Raw genomic sequence first — 19660 nt, 5'->3', positions numbered from 1 at the left:
GTATCGCACAGGCCGCCACACCTCCTCATTCGTGAGACCAAGATGAAACACAACGACAAGCAAGAAAAACTGGCCAAGGCCTTTAAAGCCTTGCTGAAAGAAGAGCGCTTTGGCTCCCAGGCAGAAATCGTCACCGCCCTGCAAGAGCTGGGCTTCGAGAACATCAACCAGTCCAAGGTATCGCGCATGCTGAGCCGCTTCGGCGCCGTTCGCACTCGCAATGCCAAGATGGAGATGGTCTACTGCCTGCCGGTGGAACTGGGCGTGCCCACCACCTCCAGCCCGCTCAAGAATCTGGTACTGGACGTCGATCACAACGGCGCACTGGTAGTGATCCACACCAGCCCGGGCGCAGCCCAGCTGATTGCCCGCCTGCTCGACTCCCTCGGCAAGGCAGAGGGGATCCTCGGCACCATCGCCGGTGATGACACCATCTTCATCACCCCGACCAGCGACACCGATATCGAAGAGCTCTACCTCTCCGCCCTCGAGTTGTTCGAACAGACGCCGTAATGGCCGCTACCGCGTCATAGCGGTCACGCCAGAACGAAAAATCCCGGCCAAGGCCGGGATTTTTGTTTTCTGCAGCTTCGTCAGGCGGGCTTATTTGCCCTGCGCCATCAGAAAACCTTCCGATGGTGCGAAGAAAGCCGCGCCAGTCACTGCCTTGGTGAAGCGCAGCAGATGGTCGAAGTGGCTGCCCTCCCCCTTGTACATGCTGGCCAGCATGGCGTTGAAGTGCTGCGGAGTGCGGCAGCAGGAGATGAAGTAGAGCCCCTGCTCGGTCATGGTGCCCCAGGGCATGCTCTGGCGCAGGATCTCCATGGACTCCCCTTTCGGCGTCTTGAGGTTGACCCGCTTGATGTGGGCGGTCAGCGGTTTGGCGGCAGACTCATACTCGATGTTGTCAGGCTTGGTGCGACCGATAATGTCTTCCTGCTCTTTCTGCGCCAGCTTCTCCCAGTCGCTCATGGCGTGTACCCAGCGCTGGACATGAATATAGGAGCCACCGGCAAACTCGCCTTCCGCCAGCAGCGCCACTTCGGCACGGTGTTCATCCTGCGGGTTCTCGGTGCCATCAACGAAACCGGTCAGGTCACGGCAATCCAGATTGCGGAAACCGCGCACCTCTTCGGCCAGCTCGACCAGTCCGGCCAGCAGTGCCATCACTCGGTGACCGGCGTGGTGCAGCACATCCACCCGATCGGCGCGCAGCTGAATAAAGAGATCAAACGGGGTGTTGGGGGCCTCCTGACCGTTGGCGGATTGCGCCATAAAGCTGCGGAACTGGGGCGGACGGGCGGCAGGGTAGAGACCATCCCAGGCGTCGGCGCCAACAGCAACCAGACCGCTGAAACCGGCATCGGGGAAATCGGCGGCGACCGCCTGCCACAGGGCGGGCAGTTTGGCCAGACGGCCGACCAGTTCGGCGGCATCGCCGGTGCGATTGAACATCAGATAGAGGGCGTGCAGATTCGGCTCTGCGCAGATCCCGGCTTGGGCTTTCATATATCTCTCCCCTGAGTAGGCGTTAGCGTTACGGGCTATTTGCGTTGCGCGATTATAAACCAGAGTGGATCCAGTTCTTTGATTTCACGACGATATCACGCGTTCAGGGCAAAGGGTCAAACAACACCAGCCCATGGGGGGCAACCTTGATCCGTGCCCGCATTCCCTCAAGGGGCTCGCCAATGCTCGCCTCCAGCTGCAGATCGCCACACTCGAACAGCACCCGACAGTGGTGGCCGAGGAACTGCTGCTCCACCACCTTGAGCTCGCCATCTGTGGCGCTCTCCAGCAACAACTGCTGGGGTCTGAGCATCAGCTGCAACTGCTCACCCACCGCGCGGCCATGAGGCTCGCTGCCACAAATGACCCCGAGCGCCGTCTGCACGCAGTGGCTGTCCACCACCTCGGCAGCCAGATAGTTGACCCCGCCGAGAAACTCCGCCACGAAGCGGTTTTGCGGACGGCGATAGAGCTGCTCCGGCTGACCCACCTGCTCGATATGACCGGCTCGAAACAGCGCTAGCCGATCGGCGAAGGCAAACGCCTCCTCCTTGCTGTGGCTGACGAAGATGGCGCCGATCCCCTGCTGCTTGAGCAGGGCGCGGATCTCGAGGATCAACTTCATCCGCACCTGGGTATCGATGTTGGAGAAGGGCTCATCCAGCAGCATCAGCCGCGGCTTGCACACCAGCGCCCGGGCGATGGCTACCCGCTGCTGCTGACCACCGGAGAGCTGGTGCGGATAGCGATCCCCCAGCCCCTGCAGATTGACCAGCGCCAGCGCCTCGTCCACCTGCTGCTGGCGGGCGCGGCGATCGAGTTTGGTCAGGCCAAAGCCGACGTTGTCAGCTACCGTCAGGTGGGGGAAGAGGGCGTAATCCTGAAAGATCATCCCGATATTGCGCGCCTCGGGCGGCACACTGGCACCGGGCCCGTCGAGCAGGTTATCGCCGAGGCGAATCGTGCCCTCTGCCAACGGCAGCAGCCCTGCGATGGCCTTGAGCAGCGTGGTTTTGCCGCAGCCACTGGCTCCCAGCAGGCAGACGATCTCGTTGTCTGCCACCGTCAGGGAGAGCTGCTCCAGCACATTGCGGCCGTTGTAACGGCAGCTGACATTTTCAACCTGCAAACAGGACAAGGCTGACTTCCTCTCGTTTCTGGCGGCGCGCTGCCTTCGGTTCAGCACACCGCATGCAATTTCATTGACCGACGCGGCGACTCAGTGGCCCGGACTATCCAGACTGCGGTTGACCCAGATCAGCGGCAACAGCCCCACCAGCACGATGACGATGGCGCCGAGCGCGCCGCGCTCCAGCATCTCGTCCGAGACAAACTGATAGACGTGGGTCGCCAGGGTATCGAAGTTGAACGGCCGCAGCAGCAGGGCGGCGGGCAGCTCCTTCATGGATTCGATGAATACCAGCATGGCACCGGCAAACAGACCACGGCGCACCAGCGGCAGATGGACACGCCGCAGCATGCCGCCATCCCCTTGCCCAAGAGAGCGGGCAGCCATGTCGAGGCTGGGGGAGATCTTGCCCATGCTGCTCTCCACCGAGCCGATGGCAATGGCCACGAAGCGCACCAGATAGCCGAACACGATGGCGGTAATAGTGCCGGTCAGCAGCAGCCCCGGCCCCTGACGCCCCAGCCACTCGGCCAGATCGTTGATGGCAAAATCGAGGGCGGTGAGCGGCACCAGCACCCCGATGGCGAGCACGGTGCCCGGCATGGCGTAGCCCATGGCGGCGATGCGCAGCGGCAGCAGACTCTTGATCCCGCCATCGAGACGGCGGAAGAAGCCGAGCAGCAGGGCGATGCCCATCGCCAGCAGGGCGGTCAGCGCCGAGATAGCCAAGCTGTTGCCGGCAAAGCGGACAAACTCCGGCGTCCACGACAACTCGAAGTAGCGCACCCCGTAATCGAGCAGGATGATGAACGGCAGAGCGAAACCGGCCAGCACTAGCCCCCAGCACCAAAAAGCGGCCAGCCAGCGACTCATCCCCTTGAGCGGATAGCGCAGCGGCTGCTCATGGCCCATGGACTTCTGGAACACCTGCTGTCGACTGCGCGAGCGACGCTCCAGCGCGATCAGCAGTACCACAGCCAGCAGCATCAGGCAGGAGAGTTTCGCCGCGGTGGCGAGACTGCCGTAGCCGAGCCAGGTATCGTAGACCGCCGTGGTCAGGGTGTTGATGGCAAAGAAGTGGACGGTGGCGAAATCGGCCAGCGTCTCCATGGCCACCAGCGATACAGCCACCATGATGGCGGGGCGCGCCAGCGGCAGACTGAGACGACGAAAGCTCTGCCACGGGGTGCAGCCGAGCAGGCGGCTGGAGTGGATCAAGCTGACTGACTGCTCGAGAAAAGAGGCGCGGGTCAGCAGATAGACATAGGGGAACAGCACCAGCGCCAGCACCCAGGCGGCGCCGCCAAGGGAGCGAATGGCCGGAAACCAGTAATCGGCCGGACTGTTCCAGCCAAAGAGTGCTCGCAACCCGGCCTGCAGCGGACCCGAGTAGTCGAGCAGGTCGGTATAGACGTAGGCGACGATATAGGATGGCATGGCCATCGGCAGCATCAAGGCCCACTGCAGAGCACGGCGCCCCGGCACCTGGCACATGGCCACCAGCCAGGCGGTAGGCACCCCGAACAGCAGGCTGAGCAGTACCACACCGACCACCAGCCCCAGAGTATTGCCCAGATAGTCGAACAGCACGGTATCGGCGAGGTGGCGAAACAGCTCCCCCTCAGCCGAGAAGGCAGAGAAAAGCAGGGCAATCACCGGTAAACCCAGCAGCAGGGCGATGGCCCAGCTGCCGGTCATCCATCCAAAATTTTTCATGAGACCACAGATGTTGATGGGGCCGTTGGCCCCATCTGATTACAAATCGAACTTCACTTCATCCAGCAACTGCAAGGCGTCCTTGCGGTGCTTGGCGTAATCGCTGACCGGTAGCGCGTCAGACTTGAAACTGCCCCAGGACTTGACCATGGCGGAAGGCTCGACTCCGGCCTTGACCGGATATTCGGCGTTCACGTCCGCATACATGTGCTGGGCGGTGTCGCCAGCCAGAAACTCCATCAGCTTCTGGGCCTCGGCCTTGTTCTTGGCATACTTGGTCATGGCCACGCCACTCACGTTGACGTGGGCACCGCGGTCAGCCTGGTTCGGGAAGTTGATATAGACCGCATCCGCCCAGGACTTCTGAGCAGGATCTTTCAACATGGCGCCCAGATAGTAGCTGTTGCCGAGTGACACGTCACAGATACCATCCTTGATCGCCTTGACCTGATCCCGGTCGTTGCCCTGCGGCTTGCGCGCCAGGTTGGCCTTGACCCCTTCCAGCCAGGTTTTGGTCTCGGCCATGCCGTGATGGGCAATCATGGAGGAGACCAGCGCCACATTGTACTCATGCTTGCCGCTGCGGGTGCAGATTTTCCCTTTGAATTCCGGTTTGGCCAGATCTTCGTAGCTGATGGTATCGAGCTTGCCGAGGCGATCCTTGCTGGAGTAGATGGCGCGAACCCGGGTGGTCAGGGCGAACCAGCGATTCTCCGGATCACGATAGATGGCGGGGATGTTCTTCTGCAGGATCTTGCTGTCCACCGGCTGCACCAGCCCCTTGTCCACCAGATCGGTCAGACGGCTGATGTCGACGGTCAGCATCAGGTCGGCCGGAGAGAGCTTGCCTTCCCGCTCCAGACGCTCGTTCAACCCCTCTTTGGCGAACACCACGTTCACCTTGATGCCAGATTCCTTCTCGAACTGCTGGATGATGGGCTTGATCAGCTCATCCTGCCGGTTGGAGTAGACATTCACTTCCCCGGCCGCCAATGCCGACTGAGCTGCCAACGCAGAGAAAGCCAGTGCCAACATCTTCATTTTCATCATCCATTCCTTGATTAGCTATACAGAGTGATAACGATTTCCGTTTGCATTCTGCATACATCTTATAAGCGGATCAAGAAAGCTCGCCGTCGCCACATCACATATTTAATCGCCCATAAATGAAAAGGGCCGGATGGAATCCCATTCGGCCTCTTCTGAGCAAAACGTTATGTTGATCAGGCTTCAATAAGCGCTCACGCCATCGGGAATTCCCGACATCGGGAGGTCAACAAATCTGTACGTCACGGATGCGGTTCATCACAGCGCCTCGTCGTCACTCTCGCCGGTGCGGATGCGCACCGCCTGCAGCAAGTCGTAGACAAAGATCTTGCCGTCGCCGATCTTGCCGGTATAGGCCGCCTTGCAGATCGCCTCGATCACCCCTTCCACGTTATCATCAGCGGTAGCAATCTCCAGCTTCACCTTGGGCAGGAAGTCGACCTGATACTCGGCTCCCCGGTATAATTCGGTGTGTCCCTTCTGGCGGCCAAATCCCTTGACCTCGGACACGGTCAGCCCTTCCACCCCCAGGTTGGCAATAGCCTCGCGGACATCGTCCAACTTGAACGGTTTGATAATCGCACTAATCAGCTTCATCTGGTTGCTCCCAATCCATGGTGTGTCATGAATCGGGTTTCAATTCTTATGCCAAGTATTTTTATTGTTTTATTTCATATAGATAGAGTTTAATGTCGGCGCCATTCGCCAGGTACATCCCCATAACTGGCCAGCACGCCCCATAATGAGGCACCATGCTGCAGCGGTCAGCGGGTATGCACCAAACAAGAGCAAAACAGCATGTTAGTTATCTCCAACAGCGTCACGATTCCCTGGCATGAGCTGCAATTTCAGACCATGCGGGCACAGGGCAACGGTGGACAGCACGTCAACAAGACCGACTCCGCCGTCTGGTTGCGCTTCGATTACCGCAACTCTCCCAGCCTGACGCCCCTCTACAAGGAGGGTCTCGACAAGCTGAGCGACAGCCGGGTACACGACGGCTTTATCCTGATCCGGGTCGAGAGCCATCGCAGCCAGGACATGAACCGCAAGGAGGCGATGAGCCGTCTGGTGGAGTTGCTGAAAAAAGCAGCCTGGCGCCCCAAGGCCCGCCATGCCACCAAGCCAACCCGCAGCTCCCAGCGCAAACGGGTCGATGCCAAGAAACGCAAGGGGGATATCAAGTCCGCCCGCGGCAAACCGGTTCTGGACTGAGCCAACCCCCAGCCCCCAAAGGATGTCAGCCGATGAGATACAGTTTTTGCGACAGCGCCCGCGGCCCCCTGCTCATTGCCATCAATCAGGATGGTCTGCGCTATGTGGAGTTCGTGCGGGGGGAGCAGCCGGTAACTCCGACCGATGAGTGGCAGCGTGATGACCTGGCTCTTGCTCCTTTCGTCGAGCAGTTCACCGCCTATTTCACCGGAAAATTACAGCAGTTCGATCTGCCCATGGCAGCGAAGGGCACCCCGTTCCAGCAAACGGTGTGGAACGCTTTGTGTGATATCCCCTATGGCGAGACCGTGAGCTATCTCGAGATTGCCCAGGCGATAGGCAATCCCAAGGCAGTGCGGGCGGTGGGCGCCGCCAACGGCCGCAATCCGCTCAGCATCATAGTACCCTGCCATCGGGTGATCGGACGCAGCGGCGAGCTGACCGGCTATGCTGGCGGCATTCCCATCAAGCGCTGGTTGCTGGCACTGGAACAGGCAGGCACAACATTCGAGCTGGCCCCATGACACTATGAGCGTCCCTGGAGAGGGCGGGACAATATCGCGACCAGAATGAAAAGGCTTTCAATCAGTGGCCACGCTTTGCTGACAAGATGAACAGAAAATGAAGAATCGCCTCAGAACTACTTCAGATTGAGCTTGGCATGATGGCTCCATACTTGAATGGCACGGCTCATTCGCTGATTCAAGTAGCACCCATGTGACGCTTCCAATCTGTCTTTTTCCCCGCGCCTCCTCTGAGGCGCTTTTTTTGTGCCGACACAACAGGCCACCCCCAAGCTGAATGGCCTGAACGCCACAAAATCTGCACCAGCCCAAAAACCAAGAGGCGAAGGATCATCCTCCGCCTCTGACGTAACAGCTGGCTACTCGCTCTGGGGCAGGAACTGCAGTTCCGGCGCCGAGGAGGTCAGCACATCGGCACAATAATCCCAGGTCGAGATGCGATAGTGCTGCAGATCTTCATCCAGATGCAGGCCGTCCGACTCCTGATGAAACCAGCTGGCAAAACGGGATGGGGTGATGAGCTGGATCTGCTCTTCGATGGCGTGGCTATCCTTCCCCTCGGCCAGATCGCAATCCTCGATGACCCGCAGGGCATAGATATGGCGAAAATAGACCCGGCAGAGGATTTGCGGGGGCAGATCGATGCTGCGTGCCCGCCCCAGCATGATGGTCAGAGAGTCGCTCCAAAGATCCTGATGCAGCTCGGCCACAACCAGACCGGGCGGTAGCTGGCGGGACGGAGCCCAAGGGACGGCAACCTGCCGAATGGCATTTTTCTGTTCCATATTCACCTCGCAACGACTCGCTCCCTGTCTTGAGTCTATCTGAACCACATAGTCCCGGCGAAGGCAATCGATGGACAATAAAAACGGCAATAAAAAAGCCGACGTATCAAACGTCGGCGAATAAAAAGTGCTTACAACAGAGGATTCACATATTCAGACCCACGGGTCGAAAGATTGGTTCCCTCTTTTTGTAATTAATTTTCGGCGCGTTTAAACATCAGGGTATTGGAGTCCGACTCTTCCGGTGCGAAGTAGTAGCCCTCGGCGTTGAAACCGGTCAGCTGCTCCACCTCGGTCAGACGGTGCTTGATGATGTGGCGAGCCATCATGCCGCGCGCCTTCTTGGCGTAGAAGCTGATGATCTTGAACTGGCCGTTCTTCTCATCCTTGAACACCGGTGTGACAATCCGCCCTTTCAAGCTCTTGGGTCGTACCGACTTGAAATACTCGTCGGAGGCCAGATTGATCAGCACTTCATCCCCCTGCGCTGCCAGCGCGTCGTTGAGATGGTGAGTGATCACCTCCCCCCAGAACTGGTAGAGATCCTTGCCGCGATCATTGTCGAGCCTGGTCCCCATCTCCAGCCGATAGGGCATCATGAGATCGAGCGGACGCAGCACGCCATAGAGGCCGGAGAGCATCCGCAGGTGTGCCTGAGCGAAGTCAAAATCGGCCTCGCTGAAATCCTCCACCGCCAAACCGGTGTAGACATCCCCCTTGAAGGCCAGCAGCGCCTGACGGGCATTGGCGGGGGTGAAATCTGGCTGCCACTCGGCAAACCGGGCGGCATTGAGACCGGCCAGCTTGTCACTGATCTTCATCAGTGTGGCGATCTGGTCAGGGCTCAGTTGGCGGGCACGACTAATCAGTTCGGCAGAGTGATCCAGCAGCTCGGGTTGGGTGAAACGGGGGGTCACCAGCGGTGACTCGTAATCCAGCGTCTTGGCCGGGGAAACCACAATCAGCATAACGTTCCTTTATGGCGAGGGGCCGAACGGCAGAGCGGCCCCATGATTCATTCATCCAGCGTCACATTGTCCAGCGTGCCGGTACCGAGCCGCTCGCGACCGGAGAGCTTGATCAGCAGTCGCAGGTCGTTGGCCGAGTCAGCGTTGGCGAGTGCCTCACTGTAGCCAATCTGGCCGGCGCAGAACAGGCTGAAGAGCGCCTGATCGAATGTCTGCATACCCAGCTCGGTGGATTTGGTCATCACCTCCTTGAGGCGATGCATCTCTCCCTTGCGGATGATGTCGGTGATGAGCGGGGTATTGAGCAGGATCTCGAACGCGGCGCAGCGCCGCTTGCCATCCATACTCGGCACCAACTGCTGGGCGACGATGGCCTTGAGGTTGAAAGAGAGATCGAACAGGAACTGGCGGTGTTTGTCTTGCGGCACCAGATGGAGAATGCGATCCAGCGCCTGGTTGGCATTGTTGGCATGCAAAGTAGCGAGACAAAGATGGCCCGTCTCGGCAAACTGCAGGGCAAACTCCATGGTCTCCTGACTTCGGATCTCGCCGATCAGGATCACGTCCGGCGCCTGACGCAGCGAGCTTTTTAGCGCCACATCGAATGACTCGGTGTCGATCCCCACCTCTCGCTGGGTCACCAGACTGCGACCATGCTGATGGACGAACTCCACCGGATCTTCCACCGTCAGAATGTGACCATCGGCATGCTGGTTGCGATAGCCGATCATCGCCGCCTGAGTAGTCGATTTGCCCGCCCCGGTGGCGCCGACAAACAGCACCAGCCCCCGCTTGGCCATCGCCACCTCTTGCAGGATCTTGGGTAGCTGCAGATCTTCAAAGGTGGGAATGCGGGTCTCGATACGCCGCACCACCATGCCGGGCAGCTCCTGCTGCCAGAAGGCACTGACCCGAAAACGGCCAAGCGCTTCGCGATAGATCGCGTAGTTGGCCTCCTTGGTGCGGATATAGCGCTCGAAGTGATCGCTGCTGAGGGTATCCCTGACCAGCGTCAGTGCCCCCTTCTTGTCGAGCGCCTCCCCCCCCAGCGACACAAGATGGCCATTCACCTTGAGGGTGGGCGGCGAGCCCACCGTCACAAACAGATCCGATCCCTTTCGCTCGACCAGCTCGCTCAGCAGATCATCCAGATTCATCATCTATCCCTCCCTGGGTGCGAGTCTCTTAAATGCTGTTGGGATCGACGGCCTTGGCCTTGGCATCGAGGGATGCCACCACGCCACGACTCACCAGCTGCTTGAGGCTCTGATCCATGGTCTGCATGCCGTGGGTCATCCCGGTCTGGATCACCGAGTAGAGCTGGGCAATCTTGTCCTCCCGAATGAGGTTACGCACCGCCGGAATGCCCATCATGATCTCGTGGGCCGCAACCCGGCCACCGCCAATACGCTTGAGCAGGGTCTGGGAGATAACTGCCCGCAGGGATTCGGAGAGCATGGAACGCACCATGTCCTTCTCCGCACCGGGGAAGACGTCGATGATACGGTCTATGGTCTTGGCCGCCGACGAGGTGTGCAGGGTGCCAAACACCAGATGGCCAGTTTCGGCGGCGGTCATGGCCAGACGAATGGTCTCAAGGTCGCGCATCTCGCCCACCAGAATGATGTCCGGGTCTTCCCGCAGGGCCGAGCGCAGAGCGTTGCTGAAGCTCTTGGTATCGCGGTGCACTTCCCGCTGGTTCACCAGACAGCGCTTGTTTTCGTGGACGAATTCGATGGGGTCTTCGATGGTGAGGATATGGTGATGGAAGTTCTCGTTGATGTAGTTGACCATGGCCGCCAGGGTGGTCGACTTACCGGAACCGGTCGGGCCGGTCACCAACACCAGACCCCGCGGGAACTCGGCGATCTTGCGGAAGATCTCCGGCGCATCGAGATCTTCGAGGCTCAGCACCGTGCTGGGGATGGTACGAAATACCGCGCCCGAGCCGCGCGCCTGCTGGAAGGCGTTGACCCGGAAACGGGCCAGATTGGGCACCTCGAACGAGAAGTCGACCTCGAAGTTCTCCTCCAGCTCCTTGCGCTGGTGATCGTTCATGATGTCGTAAATGAGGGCATGCACTTCCCGATGTTCCAGGGCGGGCAAATTGATCTTGCGAACCTCACCATCAACCCTGATCATCGGGGGAACCCCGGCCGAGAGGTGTAGATCCGAGGCTTTATGCTTTACACTGAAAGCCAATAACTCTGTGATATCCATAGACTTGTCATTCTCCCATCACAAGATCACTAACGAAATATGAACCAGATTGCCCAGCACCTGTTTCAGGTAAAGGAACGTATTGCCCAGGCCGCCGAACGGGCGAGCCGCAACCTGCAGCAGATCCGCCTGCTGGCCGTGAGCAAGACCAAACCTGTCGAGGCCATCATGGCTGCCCATGCCGCAGGTCAGCGCTGCTTTGGCGAATCCTACGCTCAGGAAGCAGCGGCCAAGATCGATACCTTGCGCCAGCAGCCGGAATATAGCGACATAGAGTGGCACTTTATCGGCCCTTTGCAATCGAACAAATCCAAACTGGTCGCCGAACGGTTTGACTGGGTGCAGAGCGTGGATCGGGACAAGCTGATCGACCGCCTCAACAACCAGCGCCCAACTACAATGGCACCGCTAAATGTTTGTCTGCAAATCAATATTAGCGGAGAGAGCAGCAAATCCGGTACGTCGGAACAAGAGATTTTCCGCCTTGCCGAGCTGGTCTCTCAAAGTGAGCGACTGGTGCTGCGGGGGCTGATGGCCATTCCCGAGCACACCAGTGACGAGCGCGTACTGGCCGCCCAAATGACCCGTATGCAGACTCTGTTCACCGAGCTTGCGCGACAATACCCGAGCGTCGATACCCTCTCGATGGGGATGACCGAGGATCTTGAACTGGCGATAGCCCACGGCAGCACCATGGTGCGGGTCGGCACCGCCATCTTCGGCGCCCGTGACTACTCATAGGCAAGGCCAGCGGATAACCCATACGTCCGCCTCTTGCCGCGACTTCATCAACAGGAGCGTTTGATGGAACACCAAATTCTGGCGTCAGTTGGTGCAGGCAGCACCCACCCCGCCGCGACCCCATGTGCAACAGGAGCATCGGATGCAGCATAGAACGCTGGCCTTTATCGGCGCGGGCAACATGAGCCGCAGCATCATCGCCGGATTGGTCAAGGCGGGTTATCCCGCCGGGCAGATCACTGCTGCCAACCCCAGTCTGCCCAAGCTGGAGGCGCTGGCGAGCGAACATGGCATTCGCATCACCCAGAGTAATGCCGAGGCGGCCCGTGACGCCGAAGTGATCGTGCTGGCGGTCAAGCCGCAGTTGATGGCCGGCATGCTGGCAGCACTGGTTGAAGAGCTGGGCTCCCTTGAAGGCAAGCAGCTCATATCCATCGCGGCTGGCATCAAGGTGGCGCGCCTTGGCGAGATGGCCGGTGGCCACGACCGCATCATCCGCACCATGCCCAATACCCCGGCCCTGCTGGGTCTGGGCATGACCGGTCTCTACGCGCCCGAGCATATTGGAGCCAGTGATCGCAACTTTGCCGAGCAGATGATGCAGGCGGTCGGCAAGACCCTCTGGGTGGAGCAGGAGTCTGGCATCAACGGCGTCATCGCTGCTGCGGGCAGTGCTCCGGCCTACTTCTTCCTCTTTATGCAGGCGATCGCCGAAGAGGCGGAGGCACTGGGCTTCTCGCCCGATCAGGCACGCCTGCTGGTGCAGCAAACCGCGCTGGGCGCAGCCGCCATGGTGGAGCAAAACCCGGAGCTGTCGCTGCAAACCCTGCGTGAGCAGGTCACCAGCAAGGGCGGCACCACAGCCGAAGCCATCAAGACATTCCAGCAGCAGGGGCTGATGCCGCTGACTGCGCAAGCCATGCAGGCGGCCGTTGCTCGCGCCACCGAAATGGAAACCCTCTTCTAACAGGAGCCCAGATGAACACTGCTTACTTTCTGATTAACACCGTTTTCGATCTCTACCTGATGGTGATCCTGCTGCGCGTCTGGCTGCAGTGGGCCCGTGCCGACTTCTACAACCCGATGAGCCAGATGGTGGTCAAGCTGACCAATCCGCTGGTGATCCCGCTGCGCCGCGTTATCCCGGGCTTTGGCGGCATCGATCTCGCTTCCGTGGTGCTGGCGCTGGCCATCGCCTTCGCCAAGCTGGCCCTGCTCAAGAGCATGAACGTGCTGCTGGCGGACTGGCTCAGCATCAGCCTGTTTGCCGCGCTGACCGTGCTGAAGAAAGCGGGCTCGATGATCTTCTGGGTACTGCTGATCCGCGCCATCCTGAGCTGGGTCAGCCAGGGCCGCAACCCCATCGAATACGTGATGCATCAGTTGACCGAACCGTTCCTCGCCCCTATCCGCCGCGTACTGCCGGCACTGGGCGGGCTGGATCTCTCGGTGCTGGTCGCCTTTATCGGCCTGCAAGCCATCAACTACCTGCTGGGTGACCTGTTTGGCCAGCTGTGGTGGATGATTTGATGCCAGCCGTCCTGCAACAAGGGGATGAACTGGTACTGCATCTGGTGATCCAGCCCAAGGCGAGTCGGGATCAGATCATCGGATTGCATGGCGAAGAGCTGAAAGTGGCCATCACGGCGCCGCCCGTCGATGGCCAGGCCAACAGCCATCTGATCAAGTTTCTGGCCAAGCAGTTCAAGGTGGCCAAGGGACAGGTCACCATAGTGCGGGGCGAGCTGGGGCGGCACAAAACCGTCGCCATCGACAGCCCCAAACAGTTGCCGCAAGAAGTGAGTGCACTGCTGAATGACACGCAAGGCTGAATGAATCGGCCTGCGCCAACCGTATATATGAGAGGGATGACAGATGAAAACAGCCTGGATGAGTGGCCTGCTGGCACTGCTGATGACCCTGCCGCTCAAGGCAGAACAGATGAAGGAGCTGGGGCCCTGGCTGGTGCACTACAACGCCTTCAACTCCAGCTTCCTTACACCAGAGGTCGCCAAGGCGTATGGACTGGAGCGCAGCCGCTACAACGCCATCATCAATATTGCGGTACAGGACAAGCAGAAAGTGGCGCAAGCCGTGGGGATCACCGGTGAGGCCAAAAACCTGACCGGCACCATCCGCAACCTCAGCTTCCAGGAGGTAAAAGAGGGCGATGCCATCTACTATCTGGCGACCCTCCCCTACCGCAACGAAGATACCTATCAGTTCACCCTGAAGATCATGGGCGGTGGGCAGCAACAGAACCTCAGCTTCCAGCAGACCTTCTACGTCGACTGAGCAGCAACAAGAAGCCCCGAACAAGGCCGGGGCTTCATTTTATCCATATGACAAGGGCGCCATCAGGGCGCCCTTGTTGCATCTATTCCGTACCGCAGCGGTTACAGGGCGAGAAACAGACCGGCCAGACAGGCGCTCATCAGGTTCGCCAGCACGCCGGAGAGAATGGCGCGCATGCCGTAACGGGCGATGAAGGATTTGCGCTCCGGCACCATGGAGCCCAGACCACCGATCAGGATCGCCATGGAGGAGATGTTGGCAAAGCCGCACAGGGCGAAGGTCACGATGGCCTTGCTCGACTCGCTCAGGGTCTGATCCTGCACCAGACCGATGAAGGCGACGAACTCGTTGACCACGATCTTGGTACCGATCAGGGCGCCAGCGGCTTGCGCCTGATCCCAGGGCACACCGATCAGCCAGGAGACGGGGGCAAACAGCCAGCCCAGAATGATTTGGAAGCTCAGATCCAGCCCCACCAGACCACCAGCCCAACCGAGCAGACCATTGAGCATGGCGATCACGCCAACGAAGGCCAGCAGGGTGGCACCGACCGCCACCGCGATATTGAGGCCGGACATGGCGCCATCGGCCGCCGCTTCGATCACGTTGGTAGCGCGGGGGATCTCGACATCCTGATGGTGATCCACCTCTTCAACACTCGGCGGAACCAGGATCTTGGCCATCGCCAGACCGGCAGGGGCTGACATGAAGGCGGCAGCGATCAGGTATTTCAACTCAACCCCGAGGCTGGCATAGCCCACCAGGGTGCCACCGGCGACGGAAGCGAGACCACAGCTCATCACCGCGAAGAACTGGGAATCGGACATCTTGGAGAGGTAGGGTTTGACCACCAGCGGCGCTTCCACCATGCCGACGAAGATGTTGGCGGTCGCGGAGAGGCTCTCGGCGCGGCCGGTGCCCAGCAATTTCTGCAAGCCACCACCCAGCAGGGCGATCACCCGAGGCATGATGCCGATGTGGTAGAGGATGGCGATCACCGCGGAGAAGAAGATGATGACCGGCAACACGTTGAAGGCAAAGATGAAGCCCAGCTTGAACTTGGCCAGATCGCCGAACAGGAAGGCGATCCCCTCCTGACCATAACCGATCACGCTGCTTACGCTCTCGCTGACCCCGTTCAGCACATGCTGACCGGCAGGCAGCCAGAGCACCAGACCGGCAAACATGACTTGCAGACAGAGGGCAAGGCCAACTGTTCGCAACGGGATACGACGACGATTATCAGAGCAGATGACGGCAAGCGCCAGGATACTCAGGATGCCGAGCAGGGCAATCATAGGGACTCCATCAGGTGGGGCAAAAGATGGGCGCGGATTCTGCGCCTCTCACCCCGTCACTGCAAGTCCGCTTGGTTACAACCCTGTTAGAAAAAACGTTTGCACGATATCGGTTGCGCCAACTGGCTGATTTGGTTCGGTTTTAGTATCAGGAGAAATCGAGAGTTCTTAAATGGAAACAATCATTCCTCACCACCGGACAATTTACCCCCGAGCCAGGGGGCCAGTCGCTGCTCCCAATAGGGTTCGGGGCCAAAGCGGGCCTTGAGGAAATCGATGAAGAGACGGATTTTGGGATCCAGATGTTCGCGACGGGCATAAACGGCGTGTACCGCCATCTGCTGGTTCGGTCGCCACCCTGGCAACACAGGGATCAGCTTGCCGCTCTGTAACTCCTTGTCCAGCAAGTAGTTGGCAATATAGGCGATACCGAGCCCGGCCAGTGCCGCATCGCGCACCGCCTCCGCCATATCCACCCGATAGTTGCCCGCCACCTGCACCGTCTGGCGCTCCTTGCCCTGGCGAAACGACCACTGGTGATAGCGCCGCTCCCGACTCTGGTAAGTGATGCAGTTGTGTTGGGCCAGATCCTTGGGATGAAGAGGCGTGCCGTGGCTCAGCAGATAATCCGGCGAAGCCGCCACCACGAAGCCGATGTCGGCCAGCCGCTGTCCCACCAGCCCTTCCGGCTTGTCCTCATAGGTGGTCAGCCAGAGATCCAGCCCTTCATCCACCAGATTGGTTCTGTGGTCAAACAGCGAGACCTCCAGCTCCAGCTCGGGATAGCGATCCTGAAACGCCTTGAGATGAGGAATGACGTGCAGACGGCCGAAGGATTGGCCCACCCCGAGATGGAGCACGCCGCTCACCTTGCCACGCCGCTCGGCGATCATCGAGTCCGCCTCCTGCGCCACCGCCACCAGCGCATGACAGTGACGGGCATACTCCTGACCCAGCTCGGTCAGGACGAAGCGGCGGGTGGTGCGCTGGACCAGCTGGGCGCCAAGGGTGGTCTCCAGCAGCGCCAGCTGCTTGCTGATATGGGATTTGGAGACCCCGAGACGACGGGCGGCGGCAGAGATCCCCTGCTCGCGCACCAGCGCATCGAAGATCACCATTTGAGGAAGACGTTGCAGCACAAGATAACCGGATTGAGTGGCGGGAGCCCATTATTCCAGAGCCGCCCGCCAAGGGGTAGGGTCAGAACCCCAGCGCCCGGGTGATCTGCAGTTTGAGGGGGTCGTCAGCCGGATTCTGGTTGGCGCCGTAGCTGGCGATCAGCTTGCCATCGCGCCCCACCAAATACTTGTGGAAGTTCCAGTTCGGCTCATCTCCGTCAGCGGCCGCCGCCAGCCCCTTGAACAGCGGTACCGCATCGGAACCCCGCACCGCCACCCGATTGAACATGGGGAAGGTCACGCCATAGTCGCGGCGGCATACCTCGGCGGTCTTGGTCTCGTTGCCCGCCTCCTGCCAGAAATCGTTGGAGGGGAAACCCAGAATAATCAGCCCTTTATCCTTGTAGCTCTGGTAGAGCTGCTCCAGATCGCGGAACTGACCGCTGTAGCCGCAGTAGGAGGCGGTATTGACCACCAGTACCACCTTGCCCTCGGTCAGCTGACAGAGGTTGTGGCGCTGGGCATTGTTGAGTTCCCGCATCTCCACATTGAAATAATCGGGGCACGCCGCAGAGGCCGCGCCAGCCCCCAATAACAGCAACAGAGTGAACCATTTCATCGCCAAGACTCCTTTTGTTTTGTCCATCATACGCGGTTACCAGAGCCGCAGTTCACTCTCAATGCAATGGAATGCCGGTCAGCCAGCCGTGGCCCCAGAACACCAGCAGCGCGGTGGCAGCCAGGCCCGCCCCGACGCTGATGCCAGTGCCCGTCCAGTTAGCCGCCGGGCGGGGATATCGCTGCCAGTCCCGCACCGAAATCCAGACCATGCTCACCAGCGCCCACAGCCCGATGCCGCCAAACAGCACCAGAGATCTCGCTTCGCTATTGACCAGCAGATGGGCCACCGCCCAGAGCAGGGTACCGAGCAGTTGGGGATGCACCAACCAGCGGCGCAGATGGTTGGGCCCCTGGCCGGAGAAGAAGAGGATCAGCGCAAAGGGCATCATCACCGTCATGGTCATCGGCCCCCACTCCGGCAGGAAGTAGAGCGGCAGCGAGCTGGCCGAGCGCCAACCGGCAATGATGCAGGCGATGGCGACAAACACCAGCAGGGAGAAGAGCCCCTTGTAGCGATTCTCACCCAGCCGCTCGCGTAACCGCGCCCGATGGGCCACCGCAAAACAGGGGTAGAGATGGATCAGGGTAAACAGCGCAACCCCCAGAGTCAGCAGGAACATGAGTCTCTCCTTGTACTTGGTACGACCACTATGCCGTAAAGGGAGATTTGCGCCTATAAAAACCAATGACAGGCAGAGCTGCAGCTCATATGAAAAAGCTCCCGAACGGGAGCTTTTTTCGATCAGGGGCCGCAGAGAATTACTCTTCCAGGCTGATCCCGATATTGGAGACGCCATCCTGAGAGGCGAATACTCTGATGGCCAGGATACGATCGCTGTCGCGTTCATGGGCGACCCGCTTGAGCAGTTCAACCTGGAACTCCAGCTCGGCTTCCATGTACTCGTGCTCGTAGAGCTCCTCTTCGGTCAGATCCCGCTCTTCCAGCAGCTCGATAAACCCGGCCACGGTACCGACTGACGCATGGCTGGCATCGTTGGCCTCTTCGCCAACCCGGCAGATCACCGAGTTATAGGCGCAGCCCAGCGCAACACAGGCATCAAGCGCCGGATAGGCACCGTAGGATTCAAACTTGCGGGGATCCGGAATGTGAGACTCGAACTCTTCGAGAATGGCCCCCAGATTGACCCGGGATCCCTTGACGGTGAGGTAGACCCACATCTGATCCAGCGCATGCCGGAAAGCGCCTGCATTGCCAAAGCCGGAGGCCTGACAGAACAGGGCATAGTTGGGGTACATGCGCTCTGCCAGCGCCAGGGTGTAGACGGTCTGTTGCCAAGGCTGTAGCTCGGCCAGTCGCTTATAAAACTTGTCACCAAACACTGGAGTCGGATCCTTTGCAAAATGTGGGGCAGATTGTAGCCCACGAGGCGCGCGGCGAAAACGAAAAAGCGCCCTGGTCGGCTATGTTGCGATATGAAGTCAGGTAAGATGGGTCGAGAGCGGCATCTTGTTGCGCCGCAAATTCTGATAAGGAACAAGAGTATGAGCCAACGTACCCTTCTTTTGCTCAGCCAGGATAATGCTCACTACGAACGGCTGCTCAAGGCCGCCAATCTCCCCCATCTGCGCATTCTGCGAGCCGATAACCAGAGCGATGCCGAGAAGCTGATCGGCGAAGCCCATATTCTGATGGCCGAACCGGCCCGTGCCAAACCGCTGCTGCCCAAAGCCAACAAGCTGAGCTGGTTCCAGTCCACCTATGCGGGAGTCGATGTGCTGCTCGACCCTGACAGTCGCCGTGACTATCAACTCACCAATGTGCGCGGCATCTTCGGCCCGCTGATGAGCGAGTATGTCTTTGGTCATCTGCTCAGCCTGATGCGCCAAATCCCCCTTTATCGGGAGCAGCAGAAACAGCGACTGTGGCAGAGCCACCCCTATCAGGGCCTCAAGGGGCGCACCATGCTGATCCTGGGGACCGGCAGCATTGGCCAGCATATCGCCCATACCGGCAAACATTTTGGCATGAAGGTGCTGGGCATCAGCCGCAGCGGTCGGGAGCGGGCCGGGTTTGATCAGGTTTATCAACTACCTGCGCTCAACAAGATGCTGGCGCAGGCCGATGTCATCGTCAGCGTGCTGCCAGCCACCCGCGATACCCGTCATCTGTTCAATGCCGCCCGCTTCGAACACTGCAAACCGGGCGCCATCCTGTTCAACGTCGGTCGTGGCAGCGCCGTGCACTCGGGCGATCTGCTCACCGCACTGCGTACCGGCAAGCTGGCGATGGCGGTGCTGGATGTGTTCGAGCAGGAGCCGCTGCCCGCCGACAGTCCGTTGTGGGGCCAACCCAACCTCATCGTCACCCCCCACAACAGCGCCTACAGCTTCCCGGATGATGTAGCCCAGATCTTTGTGCGCAACTACATCCGCTTTATCGATGGCCAGCCACTGGATGGCAAGATCGACTTCGACAAGGGTTACTAACCCTCACTGCGCATGTAAAAAGGCCC

The 19660-nt window shown here is 59.6% G+C and carries 23 protein-coding genes; 9 read left to right on the top strand and 14 right to left on the bottom strand.

The annotated features are described in order from the left end of the window. Positions 1-42: 42 nt before the first annotated feature. Positions 43-513: a transcriptional regulator ArgR gene (gene argR / locus I6L34_RS13865; protein ID WP_005340378.1), complete on the top strand. Its 471-nt coding sequence runs from the start codon at positions 43-45 to the stop codon at positions 511-513. Between the two features lie 90 nt (positions 514-603). On the opposite strand, the gene I6L34_RS13860 is transcribed toward argR, so the two are convergent. The 5 genes from I6L34_RS13860 to glnK all read right to left on the bottom strand — a co-directional run bounded on the left by I6L34_RS13860 (position 604) and on the right by glnK (position 5998). Then, positions 604-1509, bottom strand: coding sequence for a Dyp-type peroxidase (locus tag I6L34_RS13860; RefSeq protein WP_075116038.1), 906 nt, complete (start codon positions 1507-1509; stop codon positions 604-606). Positions 1510-1612: 103 nt separating this feature from the next. Next, on the bottom strand, positions 1613-2647 hold the full coding sequence (locus I6L34_RS13855; protein ID WP_216954855.1) for an ABC transporter ATP-binding protein: 1035 nt from the start codon (positions 2645-2647) through the stop codon (positions 1613-1615). An 81-nt stretch (positions 2648-2728) separates the two neighbouring features. Then, the gene (locus I6L34_RS13850; protein WP_058057972.1) at positions 2729-4354 is read right to left on the bottom strand and encodes an iron ABC transporter permease; all 1626 of its coding nucleotides are present in this window, start codon (positions 4352-4354) and stop codon (positions 2729-2731) included. Positions 4355-4393: 39 nt separating this feature from the next. Next, positions 4394-5401 (bottom strand): Fe(3+) ABC transporter substrate-binding protein, encoded by a 1008-nt coding sequence (locus I6L34_RS13845; protein WP_152985455.1) that lies wholly within the window; start codon positions 5399-5401, stop codon positions 4394-4396. A 258-nt stretch (positions 5402-5659) separates the two neighbouring features. Continuing rightward, on the bottom strand, positions 5660-5998 hold the full coding sequence (glnK, locus tag I6L34_RS13840) for a P-II family nitrogen regulator (protein WP_005341406.1): 339 nt from the start codon (positions 5996-5998) through the stop codon (positions 5660-5662). 201 nt (positions 5999-6199) lie between these two features. Here glnK and arfB point away from each other — a divergent pair, with 201 nt between their 5' ends. Both arfB and I6L34_RS13830 read left to right on the top strand, forming a co-directional pair. Beyond that, the gene (arfB, locus tag I6L34_RS13835) at positions 6200-6616 is read left to right on the top strand and encodes an alternative ribosome rescue aminoacyl-tRNA hydrolase ArfB (protein ID WP_021230947.1); all 417 of its coding nucleotides are present in this window, start codon (positions 6200-6202) and stop codon (positions 6614-6616) included. 32 nt (positions 6617-6648) lie between these two features. Beyond that, the gene (locus tag I6L34_RS13830; protein WP_058057970.1) at positions 6649-7140 is read left to right on the top strand and encodes a methylated-DNA--[protein]-cysteine S-methyltransferase; all 492 of its coding nucleotides are present in this window, start codon (positions 6649-6651) and stop codon (positions 7138-7140) included. 359 nt (positions 7141-7499) lie between these two features. Here the strand turns inward: I6L34_RS13830 and I6L34_RS13825 are convergent, their stop codons facing one another. The 4 genes from I6L34_RS13825 to tapT form a co-directional block, all read right to left on the bottom strand. Then, positions 7500-7925, bottom strand: coding sequence for a hypothetical protein (locus tag I6L34_RS13825; protein WP_005340360.1), 426 nt, complete (start codon positions 7923-7925; stop codon positions 7500-7502). Positions 7926-8119: 194 nt separating this feature from the next. Beyond that, entirely contained in the window at positions 8120-8893 is a 774-nt protein-coding gene (yaaA, locus tag I6L34_RS13820; RefSeq protein WP_058057969.1) for a peroxide stress protein YaaA, read from the bottom strand. Positions 8894-8940: 47 nt separating this feature from the next. Next, the gene (gene tapU, locus I6L34_RS13815; protein ID WP_058057996.1) at positions 8941-10050 is read right to left on the bottom strand and encodes a type IVa pilus ATPase TapU; all 1110 of its coding nucleotides are present in this window, start codon (positions 10048-10050) and stop codon (positions 8941-8943) included. 28 nt (positions 10051-10078) lie between these two features. After that, positions 10079-11113 carry a type IVa pilus ATPase TapT gene (tapT, locus tag I6L34_RS13810; protein ID WP_005340354.1) on the bottom strand — a complete coding sequence of 345 codons (1035 nt, stop codon included), beginning with the start codon at positions 11111-11113 and terminating at the stop codon, positions 10079-10081. 39 nt (positions 11114-11152) lie between these two features. Here tapT and I6L34_RS13805 point away from each other — a divergent pair, with 39 nt between their 5' ends. The 5 genes from I6L34_RS13805 (at position 11153) to I6L34_RS13785 (ending at position 14149) form a co-directional block, all read left to right on the top strand. After that, on the top strand, positions 11153-11854 hold the full coding sequence (locus I6L34_RS13805) for a YggS family pyridoxal phosphate-dependent enzyme (RefSeq protein ID WP_216954854.1): 702 nt from the start codon (positions 11153-11155) through the stop codon (positions 11852-11854). 142 nt (positions 11855-11996) lie between these two features. After that, positions 11997-12821, top strand: coding sequence for a pyrroline-5-carboxylate reductase (proC, locus tag I6L34_RS13800; protein ID WP_216954853.1), 825 nt, complete (start codon positions 11997-11999; stop codon positions 12819-12821). Positions 12822-12832: 11 nt separating this feature from the next. Continuing rightward, positions 12833-13384 carry a YggT family protein gene (locus tag I6L34_RS13795; RefSeq protein WP_005341416.1) on the top strand — a complete coding sequence of 184 codons (552 nt, stop codon included), beginning with the start codon at positions 12833-12835 and terminating at the stop codon, positions 13382-13384. Beyond that, positions 13384-13686, top strand: a complete 303-nt coding sequence (gene yggU, locus I6L34_RS13790) for a DUF167 family protein YggU (RefSeq protein ID WP_021230942.1) — start codon at positions 13384-13386, stop codon at positions 13684-13686. The genes I6L34_RS13795 and yggU overlap by 1 nt, the downstream gene beginning before the upstream one ends. Positions 13687-13729: 43 nt before the next feature. Beyond that, positions 13730-14149, top strand: coding sequence for a DUF4426 domain-containing protein (locus I6L34_RS13785; RefSeq protein WP_113740088.1), 420 nt, complete (start codon positions 13730-13732; stop codon positions 14147-14149). A gap of 101 nt (positions 14150-14250) precedes the next feature. Here the strand turns inward: I6L34_RS13785 and I6L34_RS13780 are convergent, their stop codons facing one another. The 5 genes from I6L34_RS13780 to I6L34_RS13760 all read right to left on the bottom strand — a co-directional run bounded on the left by I6L34_RS13780 (position 14251) and on the right by I6L34_RS13760 (position 18527). Next, positions 14251-15447, bottom strand: a complete 1197-nt coding sequence (locus I6L34_RS13780) for a NupC/NupG family nucleoside CNT transporter (RefSeq protein ID WP_216954852.1) — start codon at positions 15445-15447, stop codon at positions 14251-14253. Between the two features lie 182 nt (positions 15448-15629). Further along, positions 15630-16565 carry a LysR family transcriptional regulator gene (locus tag I6L34_RS13775; RefSeq protein ID WP_005340335.1) on the bottom strand — a complete coding sequence of 312 codons (936 nt, stop codon included), beginning with the start codon at positions 16563-16565 and terminating at the stop codon, positions 15630-15632. Positions 16566-16647: 82 nt separating this feature from the next. Then, complete coding sequence (locus I6L34_RS13770; protein ID WP_058057964.1) at positions 16648-17184, bottom strand: glutathione peroxidase; 537 nt, start codon at positions 17182-17184, stop codon at positions 16648-16650. Positions 17185-17242: 58 nt separating this feature from the next. Then, a complete protein-coding gene (locus I6L34_RS13765) occupies positions 17243-17806 on the bottom strand; it encodes an NnrU family protein (RefSeq protein ID WP_042084306.1) in 564 nt (187 codons plus the stop codon). A gap of 139 nt (positions 17807-17945) precedes the next feature. After that, complete coding sequence (locus I6L34_RS13760; RefSeq protein WP_005335839.1) at positions 17946-18527, bottom strand: YjaG family protein; 582 nt, start codon at positions 18525-18527, stop codon at positions 17946-17948. 162 nt (positions 18528-18689) lie between these two features. On the opposite strand from I6L34_RS13760, the gene I6L34_RS13755 reads away from it, so the two are divergent. Then, positions 18690-19634 carry a D-2-hydroxyacid dehydrogenase gene (locus I6L34_RS13755; RefSeq protein WP_005363043.1) on the top strand — a complete coding sequence of 315 codons (945 nt, stop codon included), beginning with the start codon at positions 18690-18692 and terminating at the stop codon, positions 19632-19634. Positions 19635-19660 lie beyond the last annotated feature (26 nt).

The organism is Aeromonas sp. FDAARGOS 1404 (assembly GCF_019047085.1).
Taxonomy (GTDB): domain Bacteria; phylum Pseudomonadota; class Gammaproteobacteria; order Enterobacterales; family Aeromonadaceae; genus Aeromonas; species Aeromonas veronii.
The sequence above is the reverse complement of the archived record's forward strand: the minus strand, read 5'-3'. Positions and strand labels throughout refer to the sequence as shown.

What these genes read in the sequence shown, in the direction of transcription:
- argR (WP_005340378.1), top strand. Translation starts at nt 43, where the DNA reads ATGAAACACAACGACAAGCAAGAAAAACTGGCCAAGGCCTTTAAAGCC.
- I6L34_RS13860 (WP_075116038.1), bottom strand. Translation starts at nt 1,509, where the DNA reads ATGAAAGCCCAAGCCGGGATCTGCGCAGAGCCGAATCTGCACGCCCTC.
- I6L34_RS13850 (WP_058057972.1), bottom strand. Translation starts at nt 4,354, where the DNA reads ATGAAAAATTTTGGATGGATGACCGGCAGCTGGGCCATCGCCCTGCTG.
- I6L34_RS13845 (WP_152985455.1), bottom strand. Translation starts at nt 5,401, where the DNA reads ATGAAAATGAAGATGTTGGCACTGGCTTTCTCTGCGTTGGCAGCTCAG.
- glnK (WP_005341406.1), bottom strand. Translation starts at nt 5,998, where the DNA reads ATGAAGCTGATTAGTGCGATTATCAAACCGTTCAAGTTGGACGATGTC.
- arfB (WP_021230947.1), top strand. Translation starts at nt 6,200, where the DNA reads ATGTTAGTTATCTCCAACAGCGTCACGATTCCCTGGCATGAGCTGCAA.
- I6L34_RS13830 (WP_058057970.1), top strand. Translation starts at nt 6,649, where the DNA reads ATGAGATACAGTTTTTGCGACAGCGCCCGCGGCCCCCTGCTCATTGCC.
- I6L34_RS13825 (WP_005340360.1), bottom strand. Translation starts at nt 7,925, where the DNA reads ATGGAACAGAAAAATGCCATTCGGCAGGTTGCCGTCCCTTGGGCTCCG.
- yaaA (WP_058057969.1), bottom strand. Translation starts at nt 8,893, where the DNA reads ATGCTGATTGTGGTTTCCCCGGCCAAGACGCTGGATTACGAGTCACCG.
- tapU (WP_058057996.1), bottom strand. Translation starts at nt 10,050, where the DNA reads ATGAATCTGGATGATCTGCTGAGCGAGCTGGTCGAGCGAAAGGGATCG.
- tapT (WP_005340354.1), bottom strand. Translation starts at nt 11,113, where the DNA reads ATGGATATCACAGAGTTATTGGCTTTCAGTGTAAAGCATAAAGCCTCG.
- I6L34_RS13805 (WP_216954854.1), top strand. Translation starts at nt 11,153, where the DNA reads ATGAACCAGATTGCCCAGCACCTGTTTCAGGTAAAGGAACGTATTGCC.
- proC (WP_216954853.1), top strand. Translation starts at nt 11,997, where the DNA reads ATGCAGCATAGAACGCTGGCCTTTATCGGCGCGGGCAACATGAGCCGC.
- I6L34_RS13795 (WP_005341416.1), top strand. Translation starts at nt 12,833, where the DNA reads ATGAACACTGCTTACTTTCTGATTAACACCGTTTTCGATCTCTACCTG.
- yggU (WP_021230942.1), top strand. Translation starts at nt 13,384, where the DNA reads ATGCCAGCCGTCCTGCAACAAGGGGATGAACTGGTACTGCATCTGGTG.
- I6L34_RS13785 (WP_113740088.1), top strand. Translation starts at nt 13,730, where the DNA reads ATGAAAACAGCCTGGATGAGTGGCCTGCTGGCACTGCTGATGACCCTG.
- I6L34_RS13780 (WP_216954852.1), bottom strand. Translation starts at nt 15,447, where the DNA reads ATGATTGCCCTGCTCGGCATCCTGAGTATCCTGGCGCTTGCCGTCATC.
- I6L34_RS13775 (WP_005340335.1), bottom strand. Translation starts at nt 16,565, where the DNA reads ATGGTGATCTTCGATGCGCTGGTGCGCGAGCAGGGGATCTCTGCCGCC.
- I6L34_RS13770 (WP_058057964.1), bottom strand. Translation starts at nt 17,184, where the DNA reads ATGAAATGGTTCACTCTGTTGCTGTTATTGGGGGCTGGCGCGGCCTCT.
- I6L34_RS13765 (WP_042084306.1), bottom strand. Translation starts at nt 17,806, where the DNA reads ATGTTCCTGCTGACTCTGGGGGTTGCGCTGTTTACCCTGATCCATCTC.
- I6L34_RS13755 (WP_005363043.1), top strand. Translation starts at nt 18,690, where the DNA reads ATGAGCCAACGTACCCTTCTTTTGCTCAGCCAGGATAATGCTCACTAC.